Annotated in this window: 15 protein-coding genes and 3 pseudogenes; 6 read left to right on the top strand and 12 right to left on the bottom strand. The window is 65.0% G+C overall.

From position 1 onward, the window contains the following. The first annotated feature begins 57 nt into the window (after positions 1–57). Positions 58–504, top strand: coding sequence for a L,D-transpeptidase (locus tag ACZ1G0_RS14030; protein ID WP_472737505.1), 447 nt, complete (start codon positions 58–60; stop codon positions 502–504). 24 nt (positions 505–528) lie between these two features. On the opposite strand, the gene rnhA is transcribed toward ACZ1G0_RS14030, so the two are convergent. From rnhA to def (ACZ1G0_RS14080), 10 genes and pseudogenes are all read right to left on the bottom strand, one after another. Then, entirely contained in the window at positions 529–987 is a 459-nt protein-coding gene (gene rnhA / locus ACZ1G0_RS14035) for a ribonuclease HI (protein ID WP_472737506.1), read from the bottom strand. Then, a complete protein-coding gene (locus ACZ1G0_RS14040; protein WP_472737507.1) occupies positions 980–1,570 on the bottom strand; it encodes a class I SAM-dependent methyltransferase in 591 nt (196 codons plus the stop codon). The genes rnhA and ACZ1G0_RS14040 overlap by 8 nt, the downstream gene beginning before the upstream one ends. Then, entirely contained in the window at positions 1,567–2,013 is a 447-nt protein-coding gene (locus ACZ1G0_RS14045; protein WP_472737508.1) for a DUF3429 domain-containing protein, read from the bottom strand. Before ACZ1G0_RS14045 ends, ACZ1G0_RS14040 begins: the two co-directional genes overlap by 4 nt. Further along, the gene (locus tag ACZ1G0_RS14050; RefSeq protein WP_472737509.1) at positions 2,010–2,624 is read right to left on the bottom strand and encodes a LysE family translocator; all 615 of its coding nucleotides are present in this window, start codon (positions 2,622–2,624) and stop codon (positions 2,010–2,012) included. The genes ACZ1G0_RS14045 and ACZ1G0_RS14050 overlap by 4 nt, the downstream gene beginning before the upstream one ends. Positions 2,625–2,640: 16 nt before the next feature. Beyond that, positions 2,641–3,084 (bottom strand): hypothetical protein, encoded by a 444-nt coding sequence (locus ACZ1G0_RS14055; protein ID WP_472737510.1) that lies wholly within the window; start codon positions 3,082–3,084, stop codon positions 2,641–2,643. Next, positions 3,081–4,031: a 4-hydroxy-3-methylbut-2-enyl diphosphate reductase gene (gene ispH / locus ACZ1G0_RS14060; RefSeq protein ID WP_472737511.1), complete on the bottom strand. Its 951-nt coding sequence runs from the start codon at positions 4,029–4,031 to the stop codon at positions 3,081–3,083. The genes ACZ1G0_RS14055 and ispH overlap by 4 nt, the downstream gene beginning before the upstream one ends. A 96-nt stretch (positions 4,032–4,127) precedes the next feature. After that, positions 4,128–4,364, bottom strand: a complete 237-nt coding sequence (locus tag ACZ1G0_RS14065) for a hypothetical protein (protein WP_472737512.1) — start codon at positions 4,362–4,364, stop codon at positions 4,128–4,130. After that, positions 4,364–5,274: pseudogene (fmt, locus tag ACZ1G0_RS14070) on the bottom strand (methionyl-tRNA formyltransferase). The gene ACZ1G0_RS14065 and the pseudogene fmt overlap by 1 nt, the downstream one beginning before the upstream one ends. Then, entirely contained in the window at positions 5,265–5,753 is a 489-nt protein-coding gene (gene def, locus ACZ1G0_RS14075; protein ID WP_472737513.1) for a peptide deformylase, read from the bottom strand. Before def (ACZ1G0_RS14075) ends, fmt begins: the two are co-directional and overlap by 10 nt. After that, positions 5,753–6,280, bottom strand: coding sequence for a peptide deformylase (def, locus tag ACZ1G0_RS14080; RefSeq protein WP_472737514.1), 528 nt, complete (start codon positions 6,278–6,280; stop codon positions 5,753–5,755). Before def (ACZ1G0_RS14080) ends, def (ACZ1G0_RS14075) begins: the two co-directional genes overlap by 1 nt. A 173-nt stretch (positions 6,281–6,453) precedes the next feature. On the opposite strand from def (ACZ1G0_RS14080), the gene ACZ1G0_RS14085 reads away from it, so the two are divergent. Next, positions 6,454–7,632 carry a MalY/PatB family protein gene (locus ACZ1G0_RS14085; RefSeq protein ID WP_472737515.1) on the top strand — a complete coding sequence of 393 codons (1,179 nt, stop codon included), beginning with the start codon at positions 6,454–6,456 and terminating at the stop codon, positions 7,630–7,632. Here ACZ1G0_RS14085 and ACZ1G0_RS14090 read toward each other — a convergent pair whose 3' ends face one another. Beyond that, positions 7,633–8,400: a zinc-ribbon domain-containing protein gene (locus ACZ1G0_RS14090; RefSeq protein WP_472737516.1), complete on the bottom strand. Its 768-nt coding sequence runs from the start codon at positions 8,398–8,400 to the stop codon at positions 7,633–7,635. Positions 8,401–8,562: 162 nt separating this feature from the next. On the opposite strand from ACZ1G0_RS14090, the pseudogene ACZ1G0_RS14095 reads away from it, so the two are divergent. The 4 genes and pseudogenes from ACZ1G0_RS14095 (at position 8,563) to ACZ1G0_RS14110 (ending at position 11,457) form a co-directional block, all read left to right on the top strand. Beyond that, positions 8,563–9,239 (top strand): annotated as a pseudogene (locus tag ACZ1G0_RS14095) (cell division ATP-binding protein FtsE). Beyond that, positions 9,236–10,111 (top strand): annotated as a pseudogene (locus ACZ1G0_RS14100) (cell division protein FtsX); the annotation flags it as partial. The pseudogenes ACZ1G0_RS14095 and ACZ1G0_RS14100, both read left to right, overlap by 4 nt. Before the next feature lie 280 nt (positions 10,112–10,391). Beyond that, on the top strand, positions 10,392–10,868 hold the full coding sequence (locus ACZ1G0_RS14105; RefSeq protein ID WP_472737517.1) for a lysophospholipid acyltransferase family protein: 477 nt from the start codon (positions 10,392–10,394) through the stop codon (positions 10,866–10,868). Then, positions 10,852–11,457, top strand: coding sequence for a pyridoxamine 5'-phosphate oxidase family protein (locus tag ACZ1G0_RS14110; protein ID WP_472737518.1), 606 nt, complete (start codon positions 10,852–10,854; stop codon positions 11,455–11,457). Before ACZ1G0_RS14105 ends, ACZ1G0_RS14110 begins: the two co-directional genes overlap by 17 nt. Positions 11,458–11,488: 31 nt before the next feature. Here ACZ1G0_RS14110 and ACZ1G0_RS14115 read toward each other — a convergent pair whose 3' ends face one another. Then, positions 11,489–12,457, bottom strand: a complete 969-nt coding sequence (locus ACZ1G0_RS14115) for an acetyl-CoA carboxylase carboxyltransferase subunit alpha (protein ID WP_472737519.1) — start codon at positions 12,455–12,457, stop codon at positions 11,489–11,491. Between the last annotated feature and the right edge of the window lie 100 nt (positions 12,458–12,557).

Raw genomic sequence — 12,557 nt, forward strand, 5'->3', positions numbered from 1 at the left:
TTGCCGCCCTTGGCACCCCTGCCCTCGCCTACACCCCCCACCCACCTTTTGCCAACCATGGTCAAGGTGAAGGACACCTTTGCCCCGGGATCCATCATCGTGGTGCCCGCCAGCCACTATCTGTACTGGATCATGCCCGGCGGCGAGGCCATGCGCTACGGCGTTGGGGTGGGCCGAGCGGGGCTGGAGTTCACCGGCGTGGCCACCATCAAGCGCAAGGCCAAATGGCCCAACTGGCGCCCCACGGACGAGATGATCGCGCGCGAGCCGCACAAGTATGAAAAGTACGCAGACGGCGTCCCCGGCGGGCCAGACAACCCCTTGGGCAGCCGCGCGCTGTACCTGTATCAGGGGAACGTGGACACCTATTTCCGCATCCACGGCACAACCGCGCCCCGGTCCATCGGCACATCCTCGTCCAACGGATGCATCCGGATGATCAACGCCCATGTCGAGGATCTGTACGAACGGGTGCCTTTGGGCACGACGGTTACGGTTCTGTAAGGGAGCGGCGGGACAAGTCCCGCCCTACTTTTTGCCCTTGAACGGGGCCATCCCGGCGCGGGCCAACTCGTCTGCCCGTTCGTTCTCGGGGTGGCCTGCGTGGCCCTTCACCCATTCCCAAGTGACCGAGTGACGGGCCTGCGCCGCGTCCAGCCTGCGCCACAAATCCTCGTTCTTCACTGGCTTTTTGGTCGAGGTCTTCCAGCCGTTCTTTTTCCACCCAAACAGCCACGCGGTGATGCCACCTTTGACGTAGGCGCTGTCGGTGACGACGGTGATGGTGCTGGGCCGTTCCAACGCCTCCAGAGCATGAATGGCTGCCAACAGTTCCATCCGGTTGTTTGTGGTGTCGGCCTCGCCGCCCTGCAAGGACCGCTCTTTCACCACCGCATCCCCGTCACGCGCCTGTAACAGCGCGCCCCATCCCCCCGGCCCGGGGTTCCCGCTGCACGCACCATCTGTGTAGGCATATAAATCAGGCATGTTCCGCCACCATTACTGCAAAGGGCGCGGGGCTGCCATCCAGCCCGACCCCTTCGCCTTGTTCCATCCATGTCGCCTTCAGGCCGTTGTCACCCAAGGCATCCGTCAATTCCGCAACAGAATAATAGCTGTAAAAGCGCCCGATCCTGTCGCGATGCTCCCCCTGCCCCAGCTTCATGCCAAGGTAGAACACACCGCCCGGGGCCAAGGCGCGCACCGCCGCCGCCAAGAAAACCGGGAAGTCCGCGCGCGGCGCGTGGAGCAATGAGAAAGAGGCCCAGACCCCGTCATAGGCCCCCACCTCGGTCATATCCGCAAAGGTGCCCAACCGCGCATCAACCCCGCGCGCCTGTGCGGCGGCCACGAACGCGGGCGTGGCATCCAGCGCAGACACCCTGAACCCTTGGTCCGCGAAGGCCCGCGCCTGAACGCCCGGACCGCAGCCCAGATCAAATATATGCGCCCCTGGGGCCAGCCGCGCGACAAAGGCCGCTTGGCCCGCGTCCTGCACAGGATCCGTCGCAAGGGCGGCGTATTCGTCCACACGCGGGGCGTAGGCCGCTAAGGTCTGCGGGTCGGTCATAGAAACGCCGTCACGCTAAGGCAGGCCACGACAATCGCCGTCAGCAACAGGCGCAGCTTCATCCACCACGGCGGGGCCAGCCCTTGGTTCCAGAATAACCAATCCAGCCCCAACAGCCCCACAAACCCCGTGATCAGCGCGATCGAGGCAGACACAGGCCCGCCCCCCGTCATAAAGAACGCCCAAAGGGCGGGCAGCACCGACAGGGCATAGCCCGTGGTCGCCACCGTCCCGGTCGCCTTGGTCGCAAAGCCCCATAGGACCCCGGACATGAACGACAGAATCACAGCGCCGTAGAACAATTGCACGTAAGGCCCGACAAAACGCGGACCGATGGTCTGCGCCGCGCGCAGGCCGAACTCGGGCATCAAAGCAGTGCCAGCCCCCCACACGAAGGGGATCAGCCCCGCAACACCCAACAGAAGGGCAGACCGGGGGATCATGCCCGCTCCATGGCCAAGCGGCCCGCCAGCAGGGCAAAGACGCCCGCAAAGGATCGGTTCAGCCACGCCATGGCCCGTGCGGAGCCCAGCACCCAGTCCCGCGCAAGCGCCGCGAACACGCCGTAGGCTACGAAAACGGCGAAGGTCATTGCCATGAACACCAGCCCCATGGTGACCATTTCAAACGTCACCGTGGCAGGATTGCCGGACAGGAAAGGGGGCAAAAGGGCGAGGAAGAAGATCGACAGCTTCGGGTTCAGGATATTGATCAACGCGCCTCTGCGCGCAATGCGCCAGCCGGGCTCTGCGCCCTTGTCCGCGCGGACTTGCAAGGCCCCGCCCTCGCGCAGCGCGCCCCACGCAAGGTACAAAAGGTACGCCACGCCCGCGAATTTCACCACGTTGAACAGAAGGGCCGAGGTGTGCAGCACCGCCGCCAGCCCAAGGGTGGCCGCCAAAAGGTGCGGCACAATCCCAAAGGTGCAGCCAAGGGCCGCCCATAACGCCGCCCCCCGCCCCCGTCCAAGGCCAAGGGCCAGCGTGTAGACCACTCCTGTACCGGGGGCGATGACGACGACAAAAGCCGTCAGCAGGAAGGATAGGTTGATCATTGAAAACTCCTTTGCGTCAACTTTGCCACGCGACCACAGCGATGGCGAGGGCAAGCGGCACGCAAATCATCAATCGCACTGTCAGCCACCACACAGGGGCCACCCGATAACGCACCCAGACCCCGTCTATCCCCAAGGCAAGGCCTAAGGACACGACGGCCCAAACCGGCTCTCGGATCGGGTCGCCACCGACCTCGAACACGACCAACGCAAAAAGGGCCACGGGGAACCATCCCGACCGTTGCGCCGTGGCAGCAAAGGCAAACAGCCCACCCATCTGGAACCAGAACACCACCTGCACGGACCAACGTAGACCCTCCGCTCCGTCCTGCGGGTAGAACAGGGCGTAGCTGCCGTCAGGCACATCCGGGGCGGGACTGATCGCAATCACGGCTTGCACGGCGCAGACGATGGCAAACAGGGCTACCAGCGCAATGGCGCTGCGTGGCGGTTGGATCACGCAGGCTCCCGCAAGACCCGGGGCACCTTGAATTCAACGTTCTCCACGGCCGTCTCGACCTGTTCCACGGTCACGTCATAGCGATCCTTGAAGGCGTCGATCACCTCGTTGATCAACACCTCCGGCGCGCTGGCCCCGGCGGTGATCCCCATGGATGTGATCCCCTGCAACGCGCGCCAGTCGATGTCGGCGGCCCGCTGCACCAGCTGCGAGTATTTGCAACCCGCGCGGCTGCCCACCTCGACCAACCGTTTGGAGTTACTGGAATTCGGCGCACCCACCACCAGCATGGCATCGGCCAGCGGGGCCATGGCCTTCACCGCCTCTTGCCGGTTGGTAGTGGCATAGCAGATATCTTCCTTGTGGGGCCCGACGATAGCCGGGAACCGCGCGTTCAACGCCGCGACGATATCAATCGTGTCGTCCACCGACAGGGTGGTCTGCGTGACGAAGGCCAGGCGGTCGGGATCGCGGACCTGCACGTGGGCGACGTCCTCGACGGTCTCGACCAGCAGGACCTCACCCTCGGGCAGCTGGCCCATGGTGCCCACGGTCTCGGGGTGGCCCTCATGGCCGATCATGATCATCTGTAGGCCCGCCTCATGGTGGCGCGCGGCCTCTATGTGCACCTTGCTGACCAAGGGACAGGTGGCATCCACATAGACCATCTGCCGCGCCGCCGCCGCTGCGGGAACCGATTTGGGCACACCATGAGCGCTAAAGATCACGGGGCGGTCGTCGGGACATTCGTCCAGCTCTTCAACAAAGACCGCGCCCTTGGCCTTCAGGTCATCCACCACGTATTTGTTGTGCACAATCTCGTGGCGGACGAACACCGGCGCGCCCCATTTGTCCAAGGCCATTTCCACGATCTTGATCGCACGGTCCACACCGGCGCAAAACCCGCGTGGCGCGGCAAGGTACAGGGTCAGAGGGGGCTTGGTCATGGGCGGACTCCTTCGCCTGTCAAACTATGCGCCGCCCCGCCCCGGGTAAACCCGCCCCTGCTTCATTGGGTCAAAAATACCCCAGTCCGCCGGGGGTCACTTGCGCCAATGGGTTGGCACGATGACCAGCGCCCCGATGGAGGAGATGATCGCATCCACCCCCGGCGCCCCGAACGACAACCCGAACATGATCCGCACAAAGTAGAACACCAAGGCCCCACCCACGCAGATGATGATCGAGGGCAGGATCCCGTTGTGGGTGAAATCCCACTTTTCCGACAAATAGCCGACGATGCCCGCCAGCACGACGGTGCCCATCATGGTTGGAAACATCAGCCGTCCTCCAATCGTGTGCCCGGAGTGATCTGCGCACCGTTCAGCCAGACATCCGCGTCCATCGCACCCTTGCCCGAGGGCTGGACACGCAGGACCTGCACCGCGCCCGCACCGCAGGCCACAGTCAGCCCGTCCAGTACCGTGCCCGGTGCGCCCTGCCCGTCCGCCACAGCGGCCTGCAACAGCTTTAGCCGCCCGCCGCGAAACGGAACCCAAGCGCCCGGAAACGGCGACAACCCGTTGATCTGGCGCGCGACCTCGGTAGCGGGGCGGGTCCAGTCCACTGCTGCTTCGGCCTTGTCGATCTTAGCGGCGTAGGTCACGCCCTCCTCCGGCTGTCCCCGTGGGGACAGATCGGGCAGGCGCGCCAAGGCGTCTATGATCAACCGCGCGCCCATGGCGGACAGACGGTCATGCAAAGCGCCCGTTGTCTCGGTCGCGCCAATGTCCAACGCCTCGCGCAGCAAGACGGGGCCGGTGTCCAGCCCTGCCTCCATCTGCATGATGCACACGCCCGTCTGCGCATCCCCCGCCATGATCGCCCGGTGGATCGGGGCGGCCCCGCGCCAGCGCGGCAAGAGGGACGCATGGATGTTCAGGCAGCCCCGCGCGGGCGCGTCCAGGATCGCTTGCGGCAGGATCAAGCCGTAGGCCACCACCACCGCGACATCCGCGCCCAGATCGGCAAAGGCCGCGCGATCCTCGGGCGCTTTGAAATTCAGCGGATGGCGCACGGTCAGGCCCAACGCCTCGGCCCGGGTTTGCACGGGGCTGGGGCGGTCCTTTTGCCACGGCCCGCGGGGCGGGGCGGCTGGCAATAAACGGCGCACACCTCGTGGCCCGCATCCACCAGCGCGTCCAGAACCGGGACCGAAAAGTCCGGCGTACCCATGAAGACTACGCGCATTTTTTCTGCCTTTTCAGCAGCATATCCCGCTTTAGCTTGGACAGGCGGTCAAAGTACATCTTACCGTCCAGATGGTCGATCTGATGCTGCACGCTGGTCGCCCAAAGGTGGACAAAATCGCGCCGATCCAGATGGCCCTGCGCGTTCAGGTAGGTCACGGTGACGGCGCGGGGGCGTTTGATCCTGGCAGAAACCCCCGGCAAGTTCGGAGAGGCTTCGTCGTGTTCGCGCAGCTCGACGCTGGCGTGCAGAACCTTGGGGTTTGCCATGCGAACGGGCTGTTTCTTGTCGCCCGCATCCACCACGGCCAGACGCAGGGGGATGCCCAGCTGTGGCGCGGCAAGGCCCACGCCGGGCATGGCGTACATCGCCTCCAACATCTCGTCCCAGATGGCAAGGATTTCGTCCGTGATTTCAGGCACCTCCACCGCAGGGGTGCGCAGACGTCTGTCGGGCCACATGATGAACGGGCGGGGCATCACGACCCCTCCCGCGCGCGTTCTTTCTTGAATTTCACCATCTTGCGGGTGATCATCTGCCGCTTGAGTGGCTTTAGGTGATCAATAAACAGCTTGCCGTCCAAGTGGTCGATCTCGTGCTGCACACAGGTGGCCCAAAGCCCGGCGAACCCCTCGCGCACCTCGTTGCCATCGCGGTCGATCCACGCGACCTCTACCTCGGCGGGTCGGGTGACTTCGGCATATTGCTCGGGGATGGACAGGCAGCCTTCCTCATAGACGCTGGTCTCATCACTGGCGCTTAGGATCTGGGGGTTATACATGATCAGGGGGCGCGGGGCCTCGCCCTCTTCCTTGACGCAATCCATCACAATGACCCGCTGACCCACACCAATCTGCGGACCCGCAAGGCCAATGCCCGGCGCATCATACATGGTTTCCAGCATGTCATCGCCCAAGCGCCGCAGGTCGTCAGACAGGTCGGCCACGGGCTTGGCCACGGCTTTCAGGCGGGGATCGGGGTGGATCAGGATGTTACGTTTTGCCATGGCGGGTATGTAGCGGCCCCGCCCGCCCAAGACCAGAGGCAGGGGGTAACAGACCGCGAAAACGCGCAAAAAGAGGGTGTCAGCCCCGTCCACCCCCTGTACACCCCCGTGCAGACGCGCATCCTGCGCCAAACACTAACCTATGCCGCCTAACCCACGTACAGGAGCAGAACATGTCCGACCCGAAATTCGACACCCCCATCGACCGCCGTGGCACCGACTGCATGAAGTGGGACAAGATGCAGGACATCTATGGCGTGCCCGCTGACGACGGCTTGTCCATGTGGGTGGCGGATATGGATTTCCGCCCGCCCGCCTGTGTCCAGAATGCCTTGGGCGGGATGATGGATCATGGGGTCTTTGGCTACTACGGGGACGACAGCCGCTATCGCGCCGCCATCCAGTGGTGGATGTCCGAACGCCACGGCTGGCGGATCGACCCCTCGTGGATCTTCACGACCCACGGGTTGGTCAACGGCACGGGCATGTGCGTGGACGCCTTTACCAACCCCGGCGATGGAGTGGTCCTGTTCACGCCGGTCTATCACGCCTTTGCCCGGGTGATCGAGGCGGCGGACCGCAAGGTCGTGGAATGTCAGCTGGCCGAAACAGACGGGGACTACCGGTTCGACTGGGCCGCCTATGACGCCCAGATGGACGGCAGCGAAAAGCTGTTGATCCTGTGTTCGCCCCACAACCCCAATGGCCGCGTCTGGACCCGCGCGGAACTGACCGCCGTGGCCCATTTCGCCAAGCGCCACGACCTGATTCTGGTCAGCGATGAAATCCACCATGACCTGATCTATCCCGGTCACACGCACATCCCCATGGCCAACATCCCCGGCATCACCGACCGGCTGGTGATGATGACCGCCACCACCAAGACCTTCAACATCGCAGGGTCCCATTCTGGCAATGTGATCATCGAGGACCCGGACCTGCGCGCCCGCTTTGCCACGCGTATGGGCGCCCTTGGCCTGTCGCCCAACTCCTTCGGCATTGTCATGGCCGAGGCCGCCTATTCCCCCGAAGGCGCGGCATGGGTCGATGACCTGATGGTCTATCTGGACGGCAACCGACAAGTGTTCGACGACGGGATCAACGGCATCCCAGGTCTAAAATCCTCGCGGTTGCAGGCGACCTATCTGTCGTGGGTCAACTTTGACGGCACCGGCATGGACCGGGAGGAGTTCACCCGCCGCGTCCAGCAGGACGCGCGCATCGCCGCCAACCACGGGCCGACCTTTGGCAAGGGCGGCGAGACGTTTCTGCGGTTCAACATCGCCACCCCCCGCGCCCGCGTGGTCGAGGCAGTGGAGCGGATGCAAAAGGCCTTTGGCGATCTACAGTAGCTAGCCCGCCAGCGCGCGGATCTGTTCGATGGCGCGGCCCACGGCCGCGTTCAGCGACAGGCGCAGCCCATCGACCCATTCCGCATAGGCAGTGACGAAAGGCGCTGCCTCTGGCGACTGGGCGGCTATATTGGGGGCGCTGATATAGATCAGCAGGGCGAAGACCGCGATCAGCACCACCAGCGAGAACCCAAGGCGCGATCCGGCCCGGCGCCGTTGCAGTTTGGCCTGCAACATTTCTTCGGCCAAGGCGTCGCGATCCTCGGCCTCGGTCATGTCGCGGTCATCGGGGCGCAGGGTCGAGTTGATCTCTTCGATATCGGGCAACAGGTCCCGGCGGGACCGGCCCGGCCGACCCTCGGGCGGGGGGGCAGCGGGGGGAATGTCGACCTCTGGCGCGGGATCCGGTTCAGGGTCCGGCGCAGGGGGCGGCGGCGGCGCAACCTCCGGCGCGGCAAAGTCTTCGCGGGTCTGCTCGGGCTCTTCCAGCCCAAGATCGGTCTGGGTTTCCATGGACGCGGCGGCGCGCATGCGGGCCTCATGCTCGGCCTCTTGGCGCAGAACGTCCAGGGCCGCTTCCTCGGTCGCGCGGGGCTTGCGGATCACGCGTGCCGGGGCATCGGGTTCAGGGACGGGGGCCGCACGGCGCACGCCCGCCTGAAACCACGTGGTGGCACAGTTTGAACACTGCACGTCCCGGCCATCGGCGGGAACCATGCTGTCGTCCACTTCGTATTGCGCCCCACAATTCGGGCAGATCAAGCGCATGGCGCCACGCACCCCAATAAGGACCCCAAGGGCCTATTGTTTCCAAGTCTATCAACGACATTGGGGATTTCCAAGACGTTAACCGCCGCCAGCGCCGGGCCGCCGCATTGCAAGCCGCGCGGGACTGGGGCACAAGCGGGGCAGGTTAAAGGGGACAGACGCGTGATCGAGCTACGGGAGGCAGGCTATTCCTACAGTGGGGCCGGATTGTTGCAGGACGTGTCGCTGAAGCTGACGCCGGGGTCATTCCACTTTCTGACCGGGCCAAGCGGGGCTGGTAAGACCACCTTGATCAAGCTGTGCTACGCCGAATTGTTCGCCACCGCCGGGGCCGTGGCCATGTTTGGGGCCGATGCCCGCGCACTGGACCGGGACGGAATTGCCGATGTGCGCCGCCGGATCGGTGTGGTGCATCAGGACTGTCAGTTTCTGGACCACCTGTCGATTGCCGAAAACATCGCCCTGCCCATGACCGTGGCGGGCCGCCCCCCGCCGCCTATGCCGAGAACCTGATCCAGCTGATCGATTGGGTGGGCCTGTCCCACCGGCAAGAGGCTTTGCCGCCAGAACTCTCCGGCGGAGAGCGTCAGAGGGCGGCGCTGGCCCGCGCCGTAATCATGGACCCAGAGGTGATATTGGCCGATGAACCCACGGGCAACATCGACTGGGAGATGTCGGAACGTCTGCTGACCCTGCTGGTGGAATTGAACCGCATGGGCAAAACCGTGCTGATCGCCACCCATGACATGGCCCTGATCCGCGCCGCCAAACGGCAGGTGGCGGCACGGGTCCTGCGCATCCAAGGCGGGCGGCTGACACTGGCGGGGGCGGACCTATGAGCTGGATCGCGCAGATCCGCGCCCTGCTGGCGGGGGATGCCGGGGCGGACCGGGTCGTGCCGCCCTCGGGCTTTACGGTGTGGCTGACGGTGTTCAGCGCCGGGGCCATGGCCTTTCTGGCGGTCTTTGCCATGGCGTTATCCTTGGCCACTGGGCGCATCGCGGACCGCTGGTCGGACGAGTTGGCGCGCACCTCTACAGTGCGCATCTCTGCCCCCGAGGCACAGGCGGAGGCGCAGGTCCGCGCCGCCCTTGGCATCCTTGCCATCACCCCCGGCGTGGCCGAGGCCCGCGCCCTGAGCGACGCCGAACAGCGCGCCCTGTTGGAACCCTGGTTCGGCCCCAGCCTGCCCGTGGACAGCCTGCCCATCCCGCGCATGATCGAGGTCATCGAAGAGGGGGCGGGCTACGACGCCGAAGGGTTGCGGCAACGGCTGGCGGCGGGCGTGCCCGGGGCCGTGCTGGACGATCATACGCGTTGGCGGCAACCGCTGGTGCGCGCGGCCACCCGCCTGCGCACACTGGGCGGGCTGGCCATGGCCCTGATTGCAGGCGCCACGGCGGCCTTTGTCACGCTGGCCGCGCAATCGGCCCTGTCGGCCAATGCCGAAGTCATCCGAACCTTGCGTCTTGTGGGCGCGCGCGATGTCTACATCGCCCGTGCCTTCGTGCGCCGCTTCACTGCACGGGCGGGACTGGGGGCGCTGGCAGGCACGGCGCTGGCACTGGTGGCGATTGCGCTGCTGCCCGATGCCGCGACGACCACGGACTTTCTGACCGGGTTGGGGTTCACGGGCGCAGGCTGGCTGCTGCCGCTCACGATCCCGCCGCTTGTGGCCGCAACGGCCTTTCTTGCCACACGCAGCGCGGCCTGCGCGCCCTGCGATCCAAGTCCTGAGGGCCCCCATGCAACTGATCCGATCCCTGCTGTTCAACCTGCAAATGTACATCGCAATGCCCATTTTCGGCCTCGCCTTTCTGCCGTTTGCGATCTTTTCCAGCCGCGCGGCCCATGCCGCCTGCCACAGCTATTCGTGGTGGGTGCGCTGGACCGCGTCGTGGATGGTCGGGCTGCGGGTCGAATACCGGGGCACGCCGCCCACGGAACAGGCCCTCGTGGCCGCAAAACACCAAAGCTTTCTGGACGTCATGATGATCTACCACGGCATCCCCCGTGGGTTCTTTATCATGAAGGACATCCTGAAATTCGCCCCCGTGATCGGGCAATACGGGTTGCGCATCGGCTGCGTGCCCGTGCAGCGCGGCAAGCGGGGCGCGGCGATCAAAAAGATGCTGGCGGCGGTGGCCGATGGCCGGGCCGAAGGGGGACAGCTGATCATCTATCCCCAAGGCACCCGCGTGGCCCCCGGCGACTACTTGCCCTACAAGGCGGGCACGGCGGCGCTGTATGAACAGATGGGGCAGCCGTGCTATCCGGTGGCGATCAACATCGGGGTGTTCTGGCCCAAACGCGGGGTTCTGCGCAAACCCGGCACGGCGGTGGTGGAATACCTGCCGCCCATTCCGCCGGGCCTGCCCAAGGACCAGTTTCTGGCGCGGCTAGAGGCGGACATCGAGGGCGCAAGCAACCGCCTGATGCGGGAGGCTGGCTTTGACCCGGATCACTGATCTCGCCGCCCTAGAGGCGCTGTACGACACGCCACCTGCACCCGCGTCCTTACAAAAGGTGGCGCGCCGCCTGACCCCCACCTACCGCAAATGGATCATGGCCAGCCGGTTCTGCGTGCTGACCACCGTGGGGGCCGAAGGCACAGACGGCAGTCCCCGTGGGGACAACGGCCCGGTGGTGGCGGAACTGGACGAGGGCACCCTGCTGATGACCGACTGGCGCGGCAACAACCGGCTGGATTCCTTGCGCAATATCGTGACGGATGGGCGGGTATCGTGCATGTTCATGGTGCCCGGATCCACAAATGTGGTGCGGGTGAACGGCACCGCTTGGCTGTCCGTGGACCCCGATCACGTGGCGCGGTTCACCGACAAGGGCCGCCGCCCTCGCAGTGTGATCGTGATCGAGATTGCGGAAATCTATTCCCAATGCGCCCGGGCCATCCTGCGCGCCGACATCTGGAACCGGGACGACGCGGACGGCCTGCCCACGGTGGGCGACATGCTGGCCGAGATGACAGACGGCACCGTGGACGGGGCCGCCTATGACACCGAATGGCCCAAGCGTGCGGCGAAAACCATGTGGTAACAGGGCGGCGGGACAAGTCCCGCCCTACGGTTTAGGCCGCCAACCCCTTGGACCCCATATCGAGGAACTTGGACCGCCGTGCCTTGATCAGGTCCGCCCGATCGCGCCCGGACAGGTCCGCCAGCATCGTCTCGATGGCTTGCCCGACCGAGGCCATCGCCGCGTCCCGGTCGCGCTGCGCGCCGCCCACAGGCTCCGAGATCACGCGGTCCACCACGCCCAGCTTGAACAGATCCTGAGCGGTCAGGCGCAAAGCCTCGGCTGCCTCGCGCATCTTTTCAGCGTCCTTCCACAGGATGGATGCGCAGCCCTCAGGGGAAATAACCGAATAAACAGAATGCTCTAGCATGGCGACACGGTTGGCGGTGGCAAAGGCCACGGCCCCGCCGGACCCGCCCTCGCCGATGATTACACTGACTACGGGCACACCCACTTGCAGGCACTTTTCGGTGGATCGGGCAATCGCCTCGGACTGGCCCCGCTCCTCCGCGCCCTTGCCGGGATAGGCGCCCGGGGTGTCGATCAGGGTGACGACAGGCAGGCCAAACCGATCCGCCATATCCATCAGACGGATCGCCTTACGGTATCCTTCGGGCCGGGCCATCCCGAAATTGTGGTGCAGGCGCGAGGTCGTGTCGCGCCCCTTTTCGTGCCCAATCACCACTACGGGCCGGTCATTCAGCCGCGCCAGACCGCCCATGACTGCCTGATCGTCTCCAAAGGCACGATCCCCGGCGAGGGGCGTGTATTCGGTAAACAGAGTTTCGATATAGTCGCGGCAATGGGGCCGGTTCGGGTGCCGGGCGACCTGACATTTGCGCCACGGCGTCAGCGACTTGTACAGATCCCGCAACAACGCCTCGGCCTTGGCGTCCAGCGCCGCGGCTTCCTTTTCAACGTCCACCGCGTCGTCCTCGGACTTGCGCGCAATCGCCCGCAACTCTTCGGCCTTGCCCTCGATCTCGGCCAGTGGTTTTTCGAATTCCAGATAATGGGTCATGGTCACCGCCCCTTTGGTTTTCCAACATATGGCCAAAGGGGCGGCGGGATGCAACTCAGGCTCCTTGCATCAAGACTAGGTTGCGGCCACAGTGAATGCA

This window comes from Thalassobacter sp. HA4-2 (genome assembly GCF_055693705.1).